We start from the raw sequence: 20,681 nt of genomic DNA, 5'->3' as shown, positions 1-20,681 counted from the left end.
GGGCGACGGGTCGGCGATCAGCCGACCGCGCCCTCCATCTGCAGCTCGATCAGGCGGTTGAGCTCGAGGGCGTACTCCATCGGCAGCTCCTTGGCGATCGGCTCGACGAAGCCGCGCACGATCATCGCCATCGCCTCGTCCTGCTCCATGCCGCGCGACATGAGGTAGAAGAGCTGGTCGTCGGAGACCTTGGAGACGCTCGCCTCGTGGCCCATGGACACGTCGTCCTCGCGGATGTCGACGTAGGGGTAGGTGTCGCTCCGGCTGATCTGGTCGACCAGCAGAGCGTCGCACAGCACGTTGGACTTCGATCCGTAGGCACCCTCGTTGACCTGGATCAGCCCGCGGTACGACGTACGACCGCCGCCGCGCGCGACCGACTTGCTCAGGATCGAGGACGACGTGTGCGGTGCGGCGTGCACCATCTTGGCGCCCGCGTCCTGGTGCTGGCCCTCGCCCGCGAAGGCGATCGACAGCGTCTCGCCCTTGGCGTGCTCGCCCATCAGGTAGATGGCGGGGTACTTCATCGTCACCTTGGAGCCGATGTTGCCGTCGACCCACTCCATCGTCGCGCCGGCCTCGCAGGTCGCGCGCTTGGTGACGAGGTTGTAGACGTTGTTGGACCAGTTCTGGATGGTCGTGTAGCGGCAGCGACCACCCTTCTTGACGATGATCTCGACGACCGCGGAGTGCAGCGAGTCCGACGAGTAGATCGGCGCGGTGCAGCCCTCGACGTAGTGCACGTAGGCGTCCTCGTCGACGATGATCAGCGTGCGCTCGAACTGGCCCATGTTCTCGGTGTTGATCCGGAAGTAGGCCTGCAGCGGGATGTCGACGTGGACACCCTTCGGCACGTAGATGAACGAGCCACCCGACCACACCGAGGTGTTGAGCGCGGCGAACTTGTTGTCCCCGACCGGGATGACGGTGCCGAAGTACTCCTTGAAGAGCTCCTCGTGCTCCTTCAGCGCGGTGTCGGTGTCGACGAAGATGACGCCCTGCTCCTCGAGGTCCTCGCGGATCGAGTGGTAGACGACCTCGGACTCGTACTGCGCGGCCACGCCCGAGACGAGGCGCTGCTTCTCCGCCTCCGGGATGCCGAGCTTGTCGTAGGTGTTCTTGATGTCCTCGGGGAGGTCGTCCCACGTGGCCGCCTGCTTCTCGCTGGAGCGCACGAAGTACTTGATGTTGTCGAAGTCGATGCCGCCCAGGTCCGAGCCCCAGGTGGGCATGGGCTTGCGGTGGAAGAGCTTGAGGCCCTTCAGGCGCAGGTCGAGCATCCACTGCGGCTCGCTCTTGAGTCCGGAGATGTTGCGGACGACGTCCTCGCTGAGACCGCGCTTGGCGATCGAGCCGGCGGCGTCGGAGTCCGACCAGCCGAACTCGTAGTTGCCGATGCCCTTGAGCGACGGGTTGAGCTCTTCGATGGAGGTCATGCCTGCTCCTTCTTCGGTTCTGGCTTGAGGTTCTGGGGGATGCACGTGGTGCAGACGCCGTCGCCGTGGGCGATGGTCGCCAGCCGCTGGACGTGGGTGCCGAGCACGGCGGCGATCGCCTCGGTCTCGGCCTCGCACAGCTGCGGGAACTCGTGGGCGACGTGGGAGACCGGGCAGTGCTGCTGGCACAGCTGCTCCCCCACGACCGGCATGTCGCGCACCGAGGCGGCGTAGCCGTTCTGGGTGAAGACCTTGGCGAGGGCCTCGGCCGGGCTGAGGTCGGGGTCGAGGGCCGTCACGGCGTTGTAGTCGCGCTCCACGAAGGCGACTCGGCGCCGGGCGAACTCGACCACGGCGTCCTCGCCCTGGGTCTCGGCGAGGAAGCGCATCGCCTGCACGGCCAGGTCGTCGTACTGCTGGTCGAAGCTGTCGCGGCCCGCCTCGGTCAGCGCGAACACCCTGGCCGGGCGACCGCGACCGCGGGTGCCGTAGACCTTCTGCTCGCGCGACTCGACGATGCCCTCGGCCGCGAGGTGGTCGAGATGACGACGTACGGCGGCGGGCGTGAGGTCGAGCGCGACCGCGAGGTCGGCGGCGGTGGAGGGCCCGTTCTCGAGGATCGTGCGCGCCACGCGGTCACGCGTGGGGGCATCGCCCTCACGCTGTGCCACCGGTGTCCTCACGAATTCCACAACGACAGTGTGTCGTTAATACTTCCCGCCGTTCAAGCAAGGGTCACCTAAGTGGGGCGGACGTCCCCCCTCCGTGTGGTGCCCGGACGCGCCGGCGGGCGTGACACCTGGAGGAGTCACGCCCGCCGAACGGGTTGGTGCGGCTTTCTCAGGTCAGGGCACGGTCACCGTGACGAACGTCGGGGCGAGGGCCCCGTCGTACTCGAACGCGCCCAGGTAGCGGCCCGTGGTGAGCCCGGACCACGTCGCCTGGAACGTGGTCTCCTGACCCTGGACGACGTCGACCGGGTCCGGTGAAGCAGCGAACCCACCGAAGTTGTCCGCCGCCACCGGGGTGACCAGGTAGCGGTCGTAGCGGTAGGCGACACCGCTCTCACCGGTCGCCGCTGCATAGCCGTCGACCTCGACCAGATAGTTCCCGGCCTCCGGGTTGGTGAGGGTGACCCGCTCGTCCGCGGATCCGGTGGCCGACTGGCCGACCAGCTCGACCGGGACGCCCGCGTCGTCGAGGCGGTAGACGTAGAGGTCCAGGTCCGCCCCGTTGTTGGTCGCGTCCACGTCGAAGCGGGCGAACTTGGTGTCCGCCGCGATCGTGACCGGGTCGCTGTACACCGCGCCAACTGCGAGGGTGCCCGCGTTCGTGGTCGCCCGGGCGAGCCCGCTCGGCTTGACGTCGAGCTGACCGGAGAAGCCGGCCGTGATGGCGACGTCGGCGCTACCGGTGGCACCAGCGCCCGTGACCTCGGCCGGGGCCGAGACCGACACCGGTCGCAGGGCGATCGGGAGCCGGACCGACGTGGTCCCGGTGAGCGTCGCGAAACCGGTCGAGAACTGACCCAGCGTCGCCGTCGTCGTGGTGAAGGTGAAGGTCACCGTCTCCTTCGCCCCGGCAGCGAGCTCGAAGCTCGCGTCGCCGCTCGAGTCGGCGATCGCCACGTCGAAGCCGGGCACGGATGCCGCGACGTTCCACGTGCCGGCCCTGACCGCGGTGAACGTGCGCTTGATCGTGACGCTGGACGTGACCTGGCCCTTGGCCATCGACGGGATGTTGAGATCCGTCGCAGCCACCGCCGGGATCGAGTCGAGGTCCGGGTCGTCGAAGAAGGCGCCCTGACCCCTCAGGAACCCGATCCAGTCGATCGCGCCCGAAGTGACGACGAGGCCCGGGTCGAAGAACTTCGTCGGGTCGACGTGACCGGCACCCTCGTTGAACGGGTTGGTGTCGGGCGAACCGTCGGACTTCTTGAGGTCGTAGGCCGTCGTCATCATCGCCGACTTGACCGCCATCGGGCTCCAGGTGGGGTTCTTGCTCAGGATGAAGGCGGCGAGGCCTGCGATGTGCGGGCTCGACATCGAGGTGCCCGAGTAGAGGTCGAAGTTGCGACCCCCACCGGACGGGGGCGCCACTGCGGCCAGCACGCTGACACCAGGAGCCGAGATGTCCGGCTTGATGACGTCGGCGCTGTTGGCGATGGCCGGGCCGCGCGAGGAGAAGCCGGCAACCTGCGGGAGCGGGGTCTCGACACCGGTCGTGTTGGTGAGCACGAACGAGGCCTTGGCCCCGGCCGTCGCGGCGTACGTCTTGATCGCGTCACCGGCCACGTTGTCGACGTGGATCGTCGGCACGGAGTGGAAGTCGGCGTCGAGGCTCTGTCCCGCTGAGGGGTTGGCGAGCACCATCGCGATGCCGCCAGCCCGCTTGACCTCGGCGCTCTTGGCGACGCGGTCGTAGGTGCCACGAGTGCAGATCACGATCTTGCCGGCCGCAGCCGCGGTCAGGCTGCCCGGCCCACACAGGGTGGCGTCAGCGACACCGGCTGTGGTCGTGACGGCCGGGATGCTCGTGGAGTTGACCAGGGCGGTCGACGGCACGCTGGCGTCGGTGATCGACGCACCCTTGTACTTCGACCCCGCCGCGTCACCCAGGACGACGGTGTTCTCGTAGTTCACGTGCGTCGAAGCTGCGACCGTGGTCAGCCACGGGCTGTTGTGCGCGACCGTCGAGGGGGTCGGACCACTGTTTCCCGCGGACGCGGCCACGAAGATCCCGGAGGCCGCGGCGCCCAGGAAGGCGAACTCCACTGCGTCGACGACCGTGTCGGTCGCGCCGGAGATCGAGTAGTTGATGACGTCCACACCGTCGGCGATGGCGTCGTCGACCGCGGACAGGGTCGAGGAGGTGTAGCAGCCACCCGAGTCGGGATCGGTGTCGCTGAAGCAGACCTTGTAGGCCGCGATCTTGGCTGCCGGTGCCATTCCGCTGACGTTGCCGAACTTCCGGCCCTCCACCGACGCGGGGACGCCGAAGTTGCCGGCGGCGGTGCTGGCGGTGTGCGAGCCGTGGCCGTCACCGTCACGGGTGGAGATGAACTCGGCGCCGAACCGCTCCTGCGGCGGCACGCTGTCGAGGAAGGCGTCGGGGTAGTAGCGGGCGCCGACGATCTTGCTGTTGCAGTCGTCGACGTTCCACTTCTGGCCCGGCTGGCAGACGCCGCGGAAGACGCCGCCGTCCGCCTTCTGCATGTAGATGGTGTTGCCCTTGCGGTAGAGGCCGAACGGACCCGTCGGGTTGCGGTCGATCTTCGAGCCGGCGAAGGAGGCGGACTCGGGCCAGATGCCGGAGTCGAAGATGCCGACCACGGTGCCTGCACCGGCCGTGGCGACGCCACCCTTGGCGGCCCACACGCCCGGCGAGCCGCTTGGGCCGACGAGGCCGAGGAACTCGGGGGACTTGTAGGTGTCGAGGCTGAAGGCCGAGTCCTTGACGACCATCAGGACGTCGCGCGACTGGGACAGGTCGGTGGCCTGCTTGCTGGTGAGGCGTGCGGTGAACGAGCTGGCGGAGAGCGTCGACCGACTCATCACCTCGGCGCCCACTGCGGCGGCGACACCGTTCTGACGCTTGGTCAGGTAGGACTGGTAGTCGGCGACCTTGGCCGTCTGGGCGTCGAAGGACCGGCCGTTGGGTGAGGCGGTGGCCTTGAGTCCGGCAACCCCTCCGTCGTAGCGGGTGGCACCCGGGTCGTTGAGCAGCACGACGTAGCGACCGGCGCTGAGCGTCGAGGCCTTGGGGGCGATCGAGGTGGCGATCGCCCGGTCCTTCTTCTTCGTGGCAGCGGTGGCGCTGGGCACGCCCGCTGCCAGGCCGCACACCACTGCGGCTGTCGTCAGGACGGCGAGGCCGCGTCGTGCGCCTCGCCCGGTGAAGTGGATCGACACGTGATTCCTCCGGGGGATGACGCTGGCGACCAGCTCGCCAGCTCGCCCAGTCGCCGGATCAGGCGCGCGTGGGCCAACTCACAGAAGGCCATCGGGGCCGACCAGTCAAGGGTCAGGTCGACAACTTCGGGCAAAAGAGTGTGAAAGCGCCGGTTCGGGGTCTAAGCCCGGGTGACCACCATCTCGTCGACGCGGACGTGGGACGACGACCAGGCGTCCCTAGACTGGCGAGGTGTCCACCGCTGCGCCCGCCGTCACGGTCGACGGGCTGGTGATGCGCTACGGCGAGAAGGTGGCGGTCGACGGGCTGTCGCTCGAGGTCCCCCGCGGGTCGATCACCGCCGTACTCGGGCCCAACGGCGCCGGGAAGACCACCACGCTCGAGACGTGCGAGGGCTACCGCGTCCCACAGCAGGGCACCGTCCGCGTGCTCGGCCTCGACCCGCAGCGCGACCGGGCGGACCTCCTCCCCCGGATCGGCGTGATGCTGCAGTCAGGCGGCGCCTGGAGCGGCGTACGCGCACACGAGATGCTCGACCACATGGCGTCGTTGCACGCCCGCCCGCTCGACCCGGCGATGCTCAGTGAGCGGCTCGGACTGGCGGACTGCGGCCGTACGCCCTACCGCAGGCTGTCCGGCGGCCAGCAGCAGCGGCTCGGCCTCGCGATCGCGCTGGTCGGCCGACCCGAGCTGGTCTTCGTCGACGAGCCCACCGCAGGGATGGACCCGCAGGCACGGCGCACGACGTGGGAGCTGCTCGAGGAGGTGCGCGCCGACGGCGTCACGGTCGTGCTCACGACGCACCACATGGACGAGGCCGAGCACCTCGCCGACCGGATCCACATCATCGACCACGGCCGGGTCATCGCCAGCGGCTCCCCGGGCGAGCTGACCCGCGAGGGCCGCTCCGCGACCATCCGCCTCGTCGTCAACCGCCCCTTCCCCGACGGTGCTCCCGAGTCGCTGCGCGCCGAGCTCGGCCCCGACACCGAGGTCCGCCAGCTCGACGTGGTGAGCATGCTGATCCACGGTCCGGCGGACTCGATGACCCTGGGACGGGTGTCGCGGTGGTGCGAGGAGCACGACGTGCTGCCCGAGACCCTCAACCTCGGCCAGCGCAACCTCGAGGACGTCTTCCTCGAGCTCACCGGACGGGAGCTGGCCACATGACCGGCACGTTCACCGCGGCACCCGGCGGCGCGTCGCTGTCGCGGATGGTCCTGTCCCAGGCCCGGATGGAGGCGCGGCTGATGCTGCGCAACGGTGAGCAGCTGCTGCTCGCCATCGTCATCCCGGTCATCGTGCTCGTCGGCGGCGTGGCCGCCGCGGGCCGGCTCGGTCTCGACCTCGACGGGCACCGGGCCGTCGACGTGCTGACCCCGGGCGTGCTGGCGCTCGCGGTGATGTCGACCGCGTTCACCTCTGTCGCCATCGCGACCGGTTTCGAGCGCCGCTACGGCGTGATCAAGCTCCTCGGTTCCTCACCCCTCCCCCGGCACGGCCTCCTGCTGGGCAAGGTCGTCGCGCTCCTCAACGTCGTCGCCCTGCAGCTCGTCGTGCTGGTGGTCGTCGGGCTCGCGCTGGGCTGGCGACCGACGCTCGACCACCCGCCCACGTCGGTCGTCGCGCTGGTCCTCGCCGTGGGACTCGGCACCGCCGCCTTCGCCGCGCTCGGCCTCTTCGTGGCCGGGGTGCTCCGGGCCGAGGCCACCCTCGCCCTCGCCAACCTCGTCTACCTGCTGCTGATGGCGGGCGGTGGCGTCGTGCTGCCGACGTCGACCTACGGCTCCGCGGGGACGGTCGTCCAGTGGCTCCCGTCGGGGGCGCTCGGCGAGGCGATGCGCGCGGCGACCATCGACGCCGTCGTCGACGGTCGGTCGCTGGCCGTGCTGGTCGCGTGGGCCGCCGTCGGCACGGTGCTGACGGCCCGGACGTTCAGGTGGGAGTGAGCATGCTCGACGCAGTCCTCGGACGACTCGCCCGCCACCTCTGGCCGCTGGCGCTCGCCAACCTGGTGGCCAACATCGGCATCGTGGTCACCGGTGCCGCGGTGCGCCTCACCGGCTCCGGCCTCGGCTGCCCGACGTGGCCGCGCTGCACCGACGCGTCCTACGTCGCCCACGGCGAGCTCGGGATCAACGGCGCCATCGAGTTCGGCAACCGGTTGCTGACCTTCGTCCTGGCCGCCGTCGCGGTGCTCTGCTTCCTCGCCGCGCTCGGTGCCGCCCACCGGCGCGCCACGCGACTCTCCCTCGTGATCGGGCTCGGCATCCCCCTGCAGGCCGTGCTCGGCGGCATCACGGTGCTGACCGACCTCAACCCGTGGATCGTCGCCGGCCACTTCCTGCTGTCGATGGCGATGATCATGGTCTGCGTCGCTCTGGTCGACGAGCTGCGGAGCCCCGAGCGACAGGCGGCACCGCCCCTGCCGCGGTCACTGGCCTGGGCCACGTGGGCGAGCGGTTGGGTCGTGCTCTACCTCGGAACGGTCGTGACCGGTGCCGGACCGCACGCCGGCGACGCCGAGTCCCCCCGCAACGGCCTCGACCCGGCGATGGTGTCGCACCTCCATGCGTACGCCGTCTACGTCCTGGTGGCGCTGACGGTCGCGCTGCTCGTGGTGGCGCTGCGCGGCGGCCACCGGTGGCTCGCCACCGTGACGGCACTCGTCCTGCTCATCGAAGTGCTGCAGGGCGTGCTCGGGTGGGTGCAGTACTGGCTGGACCTGCCGGTCGGACTGGTTGCCCTGCACATGCTGGGAGCAGCGCTGCTCGCGGCCGGACTGGCCCGCATCGCGCTGGCCGTCCTGCCCCACCGCGCGGGCCACGAGGCCCGCGCGGACGGGCAGGAGCAGCCCAGCGCCGCGACCGTGCTGCCCTGACCGGCAGGCCCGGACTAGCGGTGCTCGACCTTGCGGGCGAACACCACGGTGCGCTTGGAGTAGTCGTCGGCCTTGCACCCGACGAGCACGATCCGCGGCGGACCCGACACGGAGTAGAGCGAGCCCATCCTCCGCTTCGCCGACCAGAACTCGCGCCGGGTCACCTCGAACGCACAGCCGGCGACCTTGATCCGGTCCCCCGGCCGCAGCTGCGCCCACCGGTCGGCCACGCCGTTGCCGGCCCGCCAGGCGTGGCCGGCGTACACCGTGCTGCCGCTCGGGTCGCAGGGCGGGTCGCCCTTCGACCAGGTGTAGACGGCGCCGTTGAGGCGCGAGCCGACGGCCAGGGTGTTCCTGCGCGACGGCACCGCGATGACCGCGGCGTCGGTGCCGGTGCGGGCGATCGTGAGCCGGTCAGGGGCGGCGGCGGACGCCGCACCCTGACCGGCTGACAGGAACACCGACGCGCCCAGCGTGATCGCAGCGACGGTGCGTCGCATCACGACCCGGTGTTCGGTGCGACCTCGGGAGCCTTCGCGCACGCCTTGCGGGTGAACGACAGCTTCCAGACGGACTTGCCGCGCAGCTGGTAAGTCGCGTCGGCGGCACTCGCGCGGACGGTGACCGTGCGGGTGCGTGCCTTGAGCCAGACCCCCTGGCGCAGGACCTTGCCCTTGGCGGTGTAGACGACGCCCGACTTCTTGTTCACCTTGAACAGGTCGCCCTGGCGACCGCACTTGTCGAGGCGACGCGCGCCGGCCTTCACGACGAGCACCTGCGCGGGCAGGACCTCGGGCGGAACGACCACGGGCGGCGTGACCACCGGCGGGGTCACGACCGGTGGGGTGACGGGCGGCGTCGGGCAGGCGACGTTGCTGTCCACGGGCTTCGGGTAGCTGACGCTCTTCTGACCGTTGGGGAACGTGTAGCCCGAGCTGGCGGTGACCGTCAGGCTGCCGTCGGGGTTGAGCTTCGAGGTCCACGGGCCTGCGGGCACGTCGCCGAAGCGGGCGTTGCCCGGGCCGCAGTCGTCGACCACGGGCACGGTCGGCGCCGTCACGACGTTGCAGCCGTCGCTGAACTCGGCGACCTCGACCACGTCGGAGTTGGTCGAGTAGATGTTCTGGCCGTCACGGACCCACTTGCCCGTCACCGTCAGGTTGATCGCGGCCGTCGGCTTCGTGGTCACCGTCTCGGTGACGGTCTTCGTCTGGGAGCCGGTCAGCACGGTGCCGACCGGGAGGACGGACGTCCGGTTGGACGCGGTGATCGTCTCGGAGATGGTCTCGCTGTTGATCACCTTCCAGGTGACGGTCCAGCCGCCACCCTGCTTGCACGTCACCGTGCCGGTGACCGTGTTGTGGTGGGCGCTCGCGGCACCCGCCACGCCGACGACGGCGAAGCCCAGCGCGAGGACGAGTGTCACGATCCGCGACACCGCCCGACTCCCCTTGGTCCTGCGTCCTGCTCGTCCTGCAGACATGCACGTACTCCCCAGTTGTCGGGGACAGGCCTGATGCCCGCCCCACCCGACGATTGAACGAGATCCGGGCGACCGGAACACGGGGCAACGACTCAAGAAGATGTCTAGGGACTTCTCAGACCCGAGACAACGTGTCAAGGGTTTGTCAGCGTCCCAGCAGGGGATCCAGCGCGACCGCCACGAACAGCAGGGAGAGGTAGAGGTTCGAGGCATGGAAGAGGCGCATCGGGTTGATCTCCGAGAGCGCCTCCGACGTCTTCGTGCGCAGCCACATCCGGTGCGCCTCGACGAGGAACACGGCACCGAGCACCGCCGCCGCGACCGGGTAGACGAGGCTGGTGCCGGCGACCGGCCAGAGCACCAGCGAGGTCGCCACCATCACCCAGCTGTAGAGGACGATCTGTCGGCCGACCTCGGGGGCGGGCTTGACCACCGGGAGCATCGGGACGTCGACGTTGCGGTAGTCCTCGCGGTAGCGCAGCGCCAGCGCCCACGTGTGGGGCGGCGTCCAGAAGAACACGACGAGGAACAGCACGACCGGGGTCCACGCGAGCTCGCCGGTGACGGCCGTCCAGCCGATCAGCGCCGGGAAGCAGCCGGCCAGGCCGCCCCAGACGATGTTCTGGGTCGTGCGGCGCTTGAGCAGCATCGTGTAGACGAGGACGTAGAACGCGTTGGCCAGCACCGACAGTGCCGCCGACAGCCAGTTCACCCACAGCGCCAGCACGACGGTCGAGAGCACCGCCAGGACCGTGGCGAAGACGAGGGCCGAGACCGGCGAGACGATGTGGCGCGGCAGCGCCCGGCGCCGCGTACGACGCATCTGCTCGTCGATGTCGCGGTCGTAGACGCAGTTGTACGCCGACGCAGAGCCGGCCGACAGCGCGCCACCCACGACCGTGGCGGCGACGAGCGCCAGCGACGGGATGCCGCGCTCGGCGAAGAACATCACCGGGACGGTCGTCAGCAGGAGGAGCTCGATGACCCGCGGCTTCGTCAGGCCGACGTAGGCCCCGACGACGTCGCGCCAGGTCTTGGACTCGGGGCCGGTGGCGTCCGTGCCGTCAGTCGCCGACGGCCGCGCTGACGCATCGGCGTGCGGACCGGCTTGGGACACGGACGGGACCTCGTGGGACGAGTGCGGATGAGACGTGGACATCGGGGAACCGAAGGGTTTCAACGCCTGTCGAGCCGGCGTCCAGGGGCACCCTCGGGTGGGGTCGAGTCTACTCGGGCACGGCGCTAGGCTCGCAGTCGAGGGGCCTGTGCTCCCCGTTGCACTCCATCGAGAGGAACTGTGTTGACCAAGAAGTCCGCCCTCCCCGCCACCCTCGAGTGGGACGACACCGACGCACGGGGGGTCGACACGGCCCGGGTCCTGGCGATGGACGCGGTCCAGAAGGTCGGCAACGGTCACCCCGGGACGGCCATGAGCCTGGCCCCCGCGGCGTACCTGCTCTTCCAGAAGGTCATGCGCCACAACCCGGCCGACCCCGAGTGGCTCGCCCGCGACCGCTTCGTGCTGTCGTGCGGACACAGCTCGATCACCCTCTACACCCAGCTCTTCCTCGGCGGCTTCGGCCTCGAGCTCGACGACCTCAAGGCGCTCCGCACCTGGGGCTCGAAGACGCCCGGCCACCCCGAGCTCGGCCACACCGCCGGCGTCGAGGTGACCACGGGTCCGCTCGGCCAGGGCGTCGGCAACGCCGTCGGCATGGCCCTCTCGGGTCGCCGCGTCCACGGCCTGCTCGACCCCGACGCCGCCCCCGGCGAGAGCCTCTTCGACCACCAGGTCTACGTCCTCGCGTCCGACGGCGACCTCGAGGAGGGCGTCAGCTCCGAGGCCTCGTCCATCGCCGGCACCCAGCAGCTCGGCAACCTCACCATGATCTACGACCGCAACCGGATCTCGATCGAGGGCGACACCGACATCGCGTTCACCGAGGACGTCGCCGCGCGCTACGAGGCCTACGGCTGGCACGTGCAGACCGTCGACTGGACCAACGGCGGCAAGGAGTACGTCGAGGACGTCCCCGCGCTCTACGCCGCGATCCGCAAGGCCCACACCGTCGGCGACCAGCCGTCGCTGATCGTCCTCGACACCGTCATCGCCTGGCCCGCCCCCAACGCCCAGGGCACCGAGGCCGCGCACGGCAGCGCGCTCGGTGCCGACGAGGTCGCGGCGACCAAGGAGATCCTGGGCTTCGACCCCGGCCAGACCTTCGAGATCCCGACGGGCGTCCTCGAGCGCACGCGCGATCTCCGCGAGCGCGGCGCCGCGTGGGCTGCCGAGTGGGATGAGCAGTTCGACGCCTGGTCGTCCAAGCACAAGAAGTCGGCCGAGCTCCTGCACCGCCTCGAGCGGCGTGAGATGCCCACCGACCTCGCGGACGCGCTGCCGTCCTTCGACGCCGACGAGAAGGGCGTCGCCACCAGGTCCGCGTCGGGCAAGGTCATCAACGCCCTCGCCCCGGTGCTGCCGGAGCTCTGGGGCGGTTCGGCCGACCTGGCCGGCTCCAACAACACGACGATCACCAGCGCACCGTCGGTGGGTCCCGTGGTCGCCGAGGTCGGCGAGTGGAGCACCGACCCGCACGCCGGTCGCGTCCTGCACTTCGGCATCCGCGAGCACGGGATGGGCGCGATCATGAACGGCATCGCGGCCGACCGCCTCACCCGCGTCTTCGGCGGGACCTTCCTCACCTTCTCCGACTACATGCGCGGTTCCGTGCGGGTGGCGGCGCTCAGCAAGTTGCCGGTCACCTACGTGTGGACCCACGACTCCATCGGCCTCGGCGAGGACGGCCCGACCCACCAGCCGATCGAGCACCTCGCCGCGCTGCGCGCGATGCCCGGCCTCGACGTCGTACGCCCCGCGGACGCCAACGAGACCGTCGCCGCGTGGCAGACGATCCTCGGCCACACCGACCGGCCGGCCGCCCTCGCGCTGACCCGGCAGAACGTGCCGGTCTTCCCGCGAGGCACGGACGCCAAGACCGGACAGGACTGGGGCTCCACCGAGGGCGTGGCCCGCGGCGCCTACGTCCTCATCGACTCCGAGAAGGCCACGCCCGACGTGATCCTCATCGGCACCGGCTCCGAGGTCCAGCTCGCCGTCGAGGCGCGCACCCTCCTCGCCGCCGACGACATCGACGCCCGCGTCGTGTCCTTGCCCTGCCTCGAGTGGTTCGAGGACCAGGACGAGGCCTACCGCGACATGGTGCTCCCGCCCACCGTCAAGGCCCGCGTCTCCGTCGAGGCCGGCGTCAAGCAGGGGTGGCGCGAGCTCGTCGGCGACAACGGTCGCATCGTCTCGATCGACCACTACGGCGCGTCGGCCGACTACGCCCGGATCTACACCGAGTTCGGCATCACCGCCCAGGCAGTCGCCGACGCCGCGCGCGACAGCGTCGCCGTCGTCACTGCCTGACCCAATACACCCCTACGGGAGGAACACCATGAACGACCGCCTCAAGTCCCTGGCCGACGCCGGAGTGTCCATCTGGCTCGACGACCTGTCCCGCGAACGACTGGAGACGGGCAATCTCGCCGACCTGGTCGAGAACAGCCACGTGGTCGGGGTGACGTCCAACCCGGCGATCTTCCAGGCAGCGCTGGCCGACGGCGAGCGCTACGACCCGCAGGTCCGCGAGCTCGCGGCCGCCGGTGCCGACGTCGACAAGGCGACGCAGACCATCACCACCGACGACGTGCGCGAGGCCTGCAAGGTCATGCGTCCCGTCTTCGACGCCACCGACGGCGTGGACGGTCGCGTCTCGATCGAGGTCTCCCCCGGCTTCGCCCACGACACCGAGGAGACGGTCGCCGAGGCCGCCGAGCTCTGGAAGATCGTCGACCAGCCCAACCTGCTGATCAAGATCCCCGGGACGAAGGAGGGCTGGCCCGCGATCACCGAGACCATCGCCGCCGGCATCTCGGTCAACGTGACGCTGATCTTCGGCCTCGAGCAGTACCGGAACGTGATGGAGGCCTACGTCTCCGGGCTCGAGAAGGCCAAGGCCAACGGGCACGCGCTGGCCGACATCCACTCCGTCGCCTCGTTCTTCGTCTCCCGCGTCGACTCCGAGATCGACAAGCGGCTCGAGGCGACGACCGAGGGCCCCGGCACCGACCCGGAGCTGAAGGGCAAGGCCGGGGTGGCCAACGCGCGACTGGCCTTCCAGATGTTCGAGGAGTTCTTCAGCGGCCCCCGCTGGGAGGCGCTGGAGGCCGAGGGGGCACGCAAGCAGCGCCCGCTGTGGGCCTCGACCGGCGTCAAGAACCCCGACTACGACGACACGATGTACGTCGTCGACCTCGTCGTCGAGGACACCGTCAACACCATGCCGGAGAAGACCCTCGATGCCGTCGCCGACCACGGCGAGGTGCGCGGCGACCGGGTCCGCCCGTTCTACGACGACGCCCACGCGCACATGCACGCACTGGCCGAGGCGGGCATCGACTACGACGACGTGATCGAGGTCCTGATCAAGGAGGGCGTCGACAAGTTCGTCGTCGCCTGGGACGAGCTGCAGACCACGCTCGGCGCCTCGCTCGAGGCCGCACGGTCGTGACGTCCGGGGCGGTGGACCCCAGCACGACTGCAGCCTGGGCCGAGCTGGCCCGGCTCGCGGAGTCGTACTCCCCCGACCTTCGCGGTCAGCTCGCCGACGCCGGCTTCGTGGCGGACCGGACGCTCGCCGCGGCCGACCTCCACGTCGACCTGTCAAAGAACCTCGCGGGCCCCGAGGTGGAGGCCGCCCTGCTCGCCCTTGCCGACGAGGTCTCGCTGGTGTCACGTCGCGACGCGATGTTCGCCGGCGACCACATCAACGTCACCGAGGACCGGGCCGTGCTCCACACCGCGCTCCGGCTTCCCGCTTCGGCGTCGCTCACGGTCGACGGACAGGACGTCGTGGCGGACGTGCACGACGTGCTGGGGAGGGCCTACGCCTTCGCCGAGCGGGTCCGGTCCGGTGAGTGGACCGGTGTGACCGGTCGCCGCATCGAGACGGTCGTCAACATCGGCATCGGCGGGTCCGACCTCGGACCGGTCATGGCCTACGAGGCACTCGAGCCCTACCGGCAGGACGGGCTCGCCTGCCGCTTCATCAGCAACATCGACCCGACCGACGCCGGTCAGGAGCTGAAGGGGCTCGACCCCGAGACGACGCTGTTCATCGTGTCCAGCAAGACCTTCGGCACGCTCGAGACGCTGACCAACGCCCGACTGTGCAAGGCGTGGCTGCTCGACAACCTGCCGTCGGACGCCGACTCCGGTGCCGCCGTGGCCCAGCACTTCGTGGCCGTCTCGACCGCGCTCGACAAGGTCGCCGACTTCGGCATCGACACCGACAACGCCTTCGGCTTCTGGGACTGGGTCGGCGGCCGCTACTCGATGGACTCGGCCATCGGCCTGTCGCTGGTGATCGCCGTCGGGCCCGACCACTTCGCCGACCTGCTCGCCGGGTTCCACGCGATGGACGAGCACTTCCGCACCGCACCCGCCGAGGCCAACGTGCCGCTGCGGATGGGGCTGCTCAACGTCTGGTACACGAACTTCCTCGGCGCCCACACCCACGCCGTCCTCCCCTACGCGCAGCTGCTGCACCGTTTCCCGGCCTACCTCCAGCAGCTCACGATGGAGTCCAACGGCAAGGGCGTGCGGTGGGACGGCGAGGCCGTCGGCTATGACACCGGCGAGGTCTTCTGGGGCGAGCCGGGCACCAACGGCCAGCACGCGTTCTACCAGCTCATCCATCAGGGCACCCGGCTCGTGCCGGCGGACTTCATCGCCTTCGCGCGACCGGCGTACGAGCTGAGGGACGGGGACGCGGACGTCCACGAGCTGTTCCTGGCGAACTTCTTCGCGCAGACCAAGGCCCTCGCCTTCGGCAAGACCGCCGACGAGGTGCGGGCCGAGGGTGTCGCCGAGGAGCTGGTGTCGGCGCGCACCTTCCCGGGCAACCGGCCGACCACGTCGATCATGGCGCCGGCGCTCACGCCGTCCGTGCTGGGCCAGCTGATCGCGCTCTACGAGCACATCACCTTCGTCGAGGGCGCCGTCTGGGGCATCGACAGCTTCGACCAGTGGGGCGTCGAGCTCGGCAAGCAGCTGGCCCAGGAGCTGCGGCCAGCGGTCTCCGGCGACACCGACGTGCTCGCACAGCAGGACGCCTCCACCCAGTCACTGATCCGCTACTACCAGGAGCACCGCGGCTGATGACGTACACGAACCCCCTCCGGGATCCCCAGGACCGCCGGCTCCCGCGCATCGCCGGCCCGTGCGGGATGGTGCTGTTCGGCGTGACGGGCGACCTGTCGCGCAAGAAGGTCATGCCGGCGATCTACGACCTCGCCAACCGTGGCCTGCTGCCGCCCGGCTTCAGCCTCGTCGGCTTTGCCCGACGCGACTGGGAGGACCAGGACTTCGCGCAGATCGTGCACGACGCGGTCAAGGAGCACGCGCGTACGCCGTTCCGCGAGGAGGTGTGGAAGCAGCTGTCCGAGGGCTTCCGCTTCGTCCCCGGCAACTTCGACGACGACCACGCCTTCGAGCAGCTCCGCCGCACCGTCGAGGAGCTGGACGAGCTGCGCGGCACCGGCGGAAACATGGCGTTCTACCTGGCGATCCCGCCGGGCTTCTTCGGCGACGTGGTCGGTCAGCTCAAGGAGCACGGCCTCGCCGAGCAGGGCCCCGACCAGTGGCGACGCGTCGTGGTGGAGAAGCCGTTCGGCCACGACCTCGAGTCAGCACGCGAGCTCAACGAGACCCTCGCCGACGTCTTTCCATCCGGGTCGATCTTCCGCATCGACCACTACCTCGGCAAGGAGACGGTGCAGAACATCCTGGCGATGCGGTTCGCCAACAACATGTTCGAGCCGATTTGGAACTCCAACTACGTCGACCACGTGCAGATCACGATGGCCGAGGACATCGGCATCGGCGGCCGCGCCGGCTACTACGACGGCATCGGCGCCGCGCGCGACGTCATCCAGAACCACCTGCTCCAGCTGATGGCGCTCGTCGCGATGGAGGAGCCCGTCGCCTTCGACGCCGAGAGCCTGCGCATCGAGAAGCAGAAGGTGCTGCGATCCGCTCAGCTGCCGCCGCGGCTCGACACGACGACCGCGCGTGGGCAGTACGCCCCGGGCTGGGCCGGCGGCGAGAAGGTCATCGGGTTCACCGAGGAGGAGGGCATCAAGAAGACGTCCGCCACCGAGACCTTCGCTGCGATCACCGTCCACGTCGACACCCGACGCTGGGCGGGCGTTCCCTTCTACCTGCGCACCGGCAAGCGGCTCGGCCGCCGCGTCACCGAGGTGGCCGTCGTGTTCAAGCGGGCGCCGCACCTGCCGTTCACGCAGACCGCGACCGAGGACCTCACCAAGAACGCGCTCGTCATCCGCGTGCAGCCCGACGAGGGCATGACGATGCGGTTCGGGGCCAAGGTGCCCGGCACCGCGATGGAGATCCGCGACGTCAACATGGACTTCGCCTACGGCGGCTCGTTCACCGAGGCCAGCGCGGAGGCGTACGAACGCCTCATCCTCGACGTGCTGCTCGGCGACCCGCCTCTCTTCCCGCGCCACGAGGAGGTCGAGCTCTCGTGGAAGCTGCTCGACCCGGTGATCGCCCACTGGGCGAAGAAGGGGCGGCCCGAGCCCTACGAGTCGGGCACCTGGGGACCCGAGTCCGCCGACAAGATGCTCGCCCGCGACGGACGCGTCTGGAGGAGGCCCTGATGATCGAGCTCACCGACACCAACTCGTCGAAGATCGCCGCGGAGTTCGTGCAGGCCCGCACCCGCGCCGGCAGCCCGGCCATGGGCATGGTGATGACACTGATCATCGTCGCGCCCGAGGAGGACGCCGCCGAGGCGATGACCGCGGCCAAGCGGGCCTCGCGCGAGCACCCGTCGCGCGTGCTCGGCGTGATCCTGGGCGATGCGCGAGGCTCGGGCCACGTCAACGCCCAGGTCGGCAGCGGCGACGGGTGGGGCGGCGAGACCGCGCTGATCCGGCTCAAGGGCGAGGTGGTCAAGCACGCCGAGTCCGTCGTGCTGCCGCTGCTGCTCCCCGACTCCCCCGTCGCCATCTGGTGGCCGACGGCCGCGCCGGCGGACCCGGCGGCAGACCCGCTCGGCGCCCTCGCCCAGCGGCGGATCACCGACTCCGCGTCGGTGTCGCGCGGCAAGTCGACGGCGATGCTGACGCAGGCCCAGGTGTACGCCCCGGGCAACACCGACCTCAGCTGGACCCGCCTCACGCCCTGGCGCGCGCTCCTCGCGGCCGCGCTCGACCAGCACCCGTTGAAGGTCACCGGAGCCAAGGTGACGGCCGAACGGGTCAGCCCGAGTGCCGACCTGCTGGCCGCATGGCTGTGCGACCGGCTCAAGGTCGACGTGGCTCGCGGGAACTCCGAGGGACCGGGCATCACCGAGGTCAGCATGGACACCAAGGAGGGGCCGATCCGCATCTCGCGGGCCGACGGCCGCCTCGCCACCTTCACCTCGCCCCACCGGCCCGATCGGCCGGTCGCCCTCAAGCGACGCGAGGTCCCGGCCCTGCTCGCCGAGGAGCTGCGCCGGCTCGACGAGGACGACATCTACGCCGCGACGGCCGCGCGGCTGGTGAAGCTCAGGAGCGGCAAGTGACCACACCCGACGTACGCCGCCACGACGACGCCGACGTCCTCGTCGGCGACGTCGCCTCCGCCCTCCTCGACCGCCTCGAGACCGCGCAGGCGCGCGGCGAGGTGCCGCAGATCGGGCTCACCGGTGGATCCATCGCCGAGCAGCTCCACCGCGAGCTGGCCCGCCGGGCCGCCGACTCGTCCGTCGACTGGTCGCGGGTCGTCTTCTGGTGGGGCGACGAGCGGTTCGTGCCGCGCGACTCGCCCGACCGCAACGCCCTCCAGGCCCGCGAGGCGCTGCTGGACCACGTCGGCGTCGACGAGGCCAACGTCCACGAGGTGCCCGCGAGCGACGAGGTCGCGACCGCCGAGGAGTCCGCCGAGGCCTACAGCGCCAAGATGCGCTCCGAGGGCGCCGGCTTCTTCGAGGTGCTGATGCTCGGCATCGGCCCCGACGGGCACTGCGCCTCCCTCTTCCCCGGCCACCCGGCCCTCGACGCCCGCGACGCGATCGCCGTCGCTGTCCACGACTCCCCCAAGCCCCCGCCCGACCGCGTCACCCTGACCTTCGAGGCGATGGACCGCTGCCGCGCCGTCTGGTTCATCGCCAGCGGCGACGGCAAGGCCGACGCCGTCGCCCGCGCCCTCGCTCCCGAGGGAACGATCGCGGAGACCCCCGCCCGCGGTGTCAGCGGCGACGAGACCGTCTGGTGGCTCGACGACGCCGCCGCGTCGAGGTTGCCGAGCTGACGCTTGTGCGCACGCGCGGGGTGGCGAGCTGACGCTTGTGCGCACGCGCAGGGTGCCGAGCTGACGCTTGTGCGCACGCGCAGGGTGGCGAGCTGACGCTTGTGCGCGGCCTGTCCACAGGCGCACGTCGCCGGGTTCGCGCAATCCGATCGACGGGAACAGACCGGTCATGGACCTCACCCGCGTGCTGCACCACCCGTTCCTGGACGACACCGTCCCGCTCCCGCTCGACGTCCCTTTCACCGCCCGGACAGCCGCGGAGAACGGAGTGGGACGTCGTGACCTCGCCGCGTTGGTGGCCGCCGGTCTGCTGCGGCACCCGATCCGGAACTGCTACGTCTCGGCCGCAATCCCGGACGACATCCTGACCCGCTGTGCGTGTCTCCGGCTCGTCGTCCCCCCGGATGCCATCGTGGTCGACCGACACGCTGGATGGTTGCTGGGCGCCGAGATGTTGCTCCTGCCCAACGAGCACCTGAGCGCCCTTCCACTGGCCATGGATCTGCCGTTGGGACGCGGGCGGCTGCGCAACAAGCTCGTCGACGGCGGCCAGCGGCTCCTGCTCCCTCGGGACATCACCGAGGTTCACGGCGTCCGGGTCACGACACCACTCCGAACGGCACTCGACGTGGGGCGGCAACGATGGCCGGAGCCGGCGATCACTGCGCTCGATGCGCTGCACCGGCTCGACGCGTTCAGTGTTGCCGAGCTCCTCCACGAGGTCGACAGGTTCAAGAAGATGCGATGGGTGACCACGCTCCGCGAGGTCGCGCCGCACACGGACGGGCGATCGCAGTCCGGCGGCGAGAGCGTCATCCGGTGGAAGTGGCAGCAGCTACCCGTGGCCCCACCCGAACCCCAGGTCGAGGTGCGGTCCTACGGTCGCTTGGCGTTCATCGACGTCGGCAACGGCGACGTGCGAGCCGGCGTCGAGTACGACGGTGCCGAGTGGCACAGCGCGCAGATCGACCGCGACCACGACGAGACCCGGCGCACGTGGCTGGACGAGGATGCCGACTGGGTCATCGAGCCGCTGGTGTGCGCAGACGTGTACGGACCTCAGCAGCGCGTCGAGGACGCGATCTTCGCAGTCATGGCCGAGGCGGTTCGACGTACTAGGAAGCGTGGCGCGTGAGCACAAGCGTCAACTCGGTACGCGCACCGCGCGCACAGGCGTCAACTCGGCACACGCACCGCGCGCACGAGCGTCAGCTCGTCAGAAGATGATCTCGCCGGCCTTGCGGCGGGAGCGGAGGAGGGCGACGGCCTCGTCGAGGATGTCGGCGGCCTCCGTCTCCGAGCGACGCTCCTTCACGTAGGCGAGGTGCGTCTTGTAGGGCTCGATCTTCGGGGCCGGGGGCGGGTTCTCGCTGTCCAGGCTCGCCGGGAGGCCGCACTTGGGGCAGTCCCACGACTCGGGCACGTTGGCCTCGATGGCGAAGGTCACGACCGAGCGGTGGTCGTGGCTGCAGAAGTAGGTGACGGTCTGCCGAGGCGCGGCATCACCGCGCTCGGCCTCACCCATGGGGCCCGCTCCGACCCGGCTACCCCGGATCGCGTTTCCAGCACCAGCCACGACGGCTC

17 protein-coding genes are annotated in these 20,681 nt (G+C 70.3%); 10 read left to right on the top strand and 7 right to left on the bottom strand.

Annotation, left to right across the window (positions count from 1 at the left end):
* Positions 1-17 precede the first annotated feature (17 nt).
* The 3 genes from sufB to EUA06_RS03370 all read right to left on the bottom strand — a co-directional run bounded on the left by sufB (position 18) and on the right by EUA06_RS03370 (position 5,347).
* A complete protein-coding gene (gene sufB, locus EUA06_RS03380; protein WP_129473563.1) occupies positions 18-1,436 on the bottom strand; it encodes a Fe-S cluster assembly protein SufB in 1,419 nt (472 codons plus the stop codon).
* Complete coding sequence (locus EUA06_RS03375; RefSeq protein WP_207208174.1) at positions 1,433-2,107, bottom strand: helix-turn-helix transcriptional regulator; 675 nt, start codon at positions 2,105-2,107, stop codon at positions 1,433-1,435. The genes sufB and EUA06_RS03375 overlap by 4 nt, the downstream gene beginning before the upstream one ends.
* A gap of 174 nt (positions 2,108-2,281) precedes the next feature.
* Positions 2,282-5,347: a S8 family serine peptidase gene (locus EUA06_RS03370; protein ID WP_129473561.1), complete on the bottom strand. Its 3,066-nt coding sequence runs from the start codon at positions 5,345-5,347 to the stop codon at positions 2,282-2,284.
* 232 nt (positions 5,348-5,579) lie between these two features.
* Here EUA06_RS03370 and EUA06_RS03365 point away from each other — a divergent pair, with 232 nt between their 5' ends.
* From EUA06_RS03365 to EUA06_RS03355, 3 genes are read left to right on the top strand one after another with little or no spacing between them, the layout of a single operon-like run.
* Positions 5,580-6,518 (top strand): ABC transporter ATP-binding protein, encoded by a 939-nt coding sequence (locus EUA06_RS03365; RefSeq protein ID WP_242497939.1) that lies wholly within the window; start codon positions 5,580-5,582, stop codon positions 6,516-6,518.
* Positions 6,515-7,297, top strand: coding sequence for an ABC transporter permease (locus EUA06_RS03360; RefSeq protein WP_129473560.1), 783 nt, complete (start codon positions 6,515-6,517; stop codon positions 7,295-7,297). The genes EUA06_RS03365 and EUA06_RS03360 overlap by 4 nt, the downstream gene beginning before the upstream one ends.
* A gap of 2 nt (positions 7,298-7,299) precedes the next feature.
* Entirely contained in the window at positions 7,300-8,229 is a 930-nt protein-coding gene (locus EUA06_RS03355) for a COX15/CtaA family protein (protein WP_129473559.1), read from the top strand.
* A gap of 14 nt (positions 8,230-8,243) precedes the next feature.
* Here the strand turns inward: EUA06_RS03355 and EUA06_RS03350 are convergent, their stop codons facing one another.
* The 3 genes from EUA06_RS03350 to EUA06_RS03340 all read right to left on the bottom strand — a co-directional run bounded on the left by EUA06_RS03350 (position 8,244) and on the right by EUA06_RS03340 (position 10,871).
* Positions 8,244-8,729, bottom strand: coding sequence for a class F sortase (locus EUA06_RS03350; RefSeq protein WP_129473558.1), 486 nt, complete (start codon positions 8,727-8,729; stop codon positions 8,244-8,246).
* On the bottom strand, positions 8,729-9,712 hold the full coding sequence (locus EUA06_RS03345; RefSeq protein WP_129473557.1) for a hypothetical protein: 984 nt from the start codon (positions 9,710-9,712) through the stop codon (positions 8,729-8,731). Before EUA06_RS03345 ends, EUA06_RS03350 begins: the two co-directional genes overlap by 1 nt.
* Positions 9,713-9,857: 145 nt before the next feature.
* On the bottom strand, positions 9,858-10,871 hold the full coding sequence (locus EUA06_RS03340; protein WP_129473556.1) for a heme o synthase: 1,014 nt from the start codon (positions 10,869-10,871) through the stop codon (positions 9,858-9,860).
* Positions 10,872-11,012: 141 nt separating this feature from the next.
* Here EUA06_RS03340 and tkt point away from each other — a divergent pair, with 141 nt between their 5' ends.
* From tkt to EUA06_RS03310, 7 genes are all read left to right on the top strand, one after another.
* On the top strand, positions 11,013-13,142 hold the full coding sequence (gene tkt / locus EUA06_RS03335; RefSeq protein ID WP_129473555.1) for a transketolase: 2,130 nt from the start codon (positions 11,013-11,015) through the stop codon (positions 13,140-13,142).
* Between the two features lie 28 nt (positions 13,143-13,170).
* Entirely contained in the window at positions 13,171-14,286 is a 1,116-nt protein-coding gene (tal, locus tag EUA06_RS03330; RefSeq protein WP_129473554.1) for a transaldolase, read from the top strand.
* Positions 14,283-15,935, top strand: a complete 1,653-nt coding sequence (pgi, locus tag EUA06_RS03325; RefSeq protein WP_129473553.1) for a glucose-6-phosphate isomerase — start codon at positions 14,283-14,285, stop codon at positions 15,933-15,935. The genes tal and pgi overlap by 4 nt, the downstream gene beginning before the upstream one ends.
* Positions 15,935-17,458 (top strand): glucose-6-phosphate dehydrogenase, encoded by a 1,524-nt coding sequence (zwf, locus tag EUA06_RS03320; protein WP_129473552.1) that lies wholly within the window; start codon positions 15,935-15,937, stop codon positions 17,456-17,458. The genes pgi and zwf overlap by 1 nt, the downstream gene beginning before the upstream one ends.
* On the top strand, positions 17,458-18,369 hold the full coding sequence (locus EUA06_RS22880; RefSeq protein WP_242497937.1) for a glucose-6-phosphate dehydrogenase assembly protein OpcA: 912 nt from the start codon (positions 17,458-17,460) through the stop codon (positions 18,367-18,369). Before zwf ends, EUA06_RS22880 begins: the two co-directional genes overlap by 1 nt.
* Positions 18,366-19,097, top strand: coding sequence for a 6-phosphogluconolactonase (gene pgl, locus EUA06_RS03315; protein ID WP_242497936.1), 732 nt, complete (start codon positions 18,366-18,368; stop codon positions 19,095-19,097). Before EUA06_RS22880 ends, pgl begins: the two co-directional genes overlap by 4 nt.
* A 169-nt stretch (positions 19,098-19,266) precedes the next feature.
* Entirely contained in the window at positions 19,267-20,232 is a 966-nt protein-coding gene (locus tag EUA06_RS03310; protein ID WP_129473550.1) for a hypothetical protein, read from the top strand.
* A gap of 81 nt (positions 20,233-20,313) precedes the next feature.
* Here EUA06_RS03310 and EUA06_RS03305 read toward each other — a convergent pair whose 3' ends face one another.
* The gene (locus EUA06_RS03305; RefSeq protein WP_129424898.1) at positions 20,314-20,673 is read right to left on the bottom strand and encodes an RNA polymerase-binding protein RbpA; all 360 of its coding nucleotides are present in this window, start codon (positions 20,671-20,673) and stop codon (positions 20,314-20,316) included.
* Positions 20,674-20,681: the final 8 nt, after the last annotated feature.

The organism is Nocardioides glacieisoli (assembly GCF_004137245.1).
Classification (GTDB): Bacteria; Actinomycetota; Actinomycetes; order Propionibacteriales; family Nocardioidaceae; genus Nocardioides; species Nocardioides glacieisoli.
The sequence above is the reverse complement of the archived record's forward strand: the minus strand, read 5'-3'. Positions and strand labels throughout refer to the sequence as shown.

Excerpts from the sequence above, each read along its gene's own strand:
- sufB (WP_129473563.1), bottom strand. The coding sequence starts at position 1,436 with ATGACCTCCATCGAAGAGCTCAACCCGTCGCTCAAGGGCATCGGCAAC.
- EUA06_RS03360 (WP_129473560.1), top strand. The coding sequence starts at position 6,515 with ATGACCGGCACGTTCACCGCGGCACCCGGCGGCGCGTCGCTGTCGCGG.
- EUA06_RS03355 (WP_129473559.1), top strand. The coding sequence starts at position 7,300 with ATGCTCGACGCAGTCCTCGGACGACTCGCCCGCCACCTCTGGCCGCTG.
- EUA06_RS03350 (WP_129473558.1), bottom strand. The coding sequence starts at position 8,729 with ATGCGACGCACCGTCGCTGCGATCACGCTGGGCGCGTCGGTGTTCCTG.
- EUA06_RS03345 (WP_129473557.1), bottom strand. The coding sequence starts at position 9,712 with ATGTCTGCAGGACGAGCAGGACGCAGGACCAAGGGGAGTCGGGCGGTG.
- EUA06_RS03340 (WP_129473556.1), bottom strand. The coding sequence starts at position 10,871 with ATGTCCACGTCTCATCCGCACTCGTCCCACGAGGTCCCGTCCGTGTCC.
- tal (WP_129473554.1), top strand. The coding sequence starts at position 13,171 with ATGAACGACCGCCTCAAGTCCCTGGCCGACGCCGGAGTGTCCATCTGG.
- zwf (WP_129473552.1), top strand. The coding sequence starts at position 15,935 with ATGACGTACACGAACCCCCTCCGGGATCCCCAGGACCGCCGGCTCCCG.
- EUA06_RS22880 (WP_242497937.1), top strand. The coding sequence starts at position 17,458 with ATGATCGAGCTCACCGACACCAACTCGTCGAAGATCGCCGCGGAGTTC.
- EUA06_RS03310 (WP_129473550.1), top strand. The coding sequence starts at position 19,267 with ATGGACCTCACCCGCGTGCTGCACCACCCGTTCCTGGACGACACCGTC.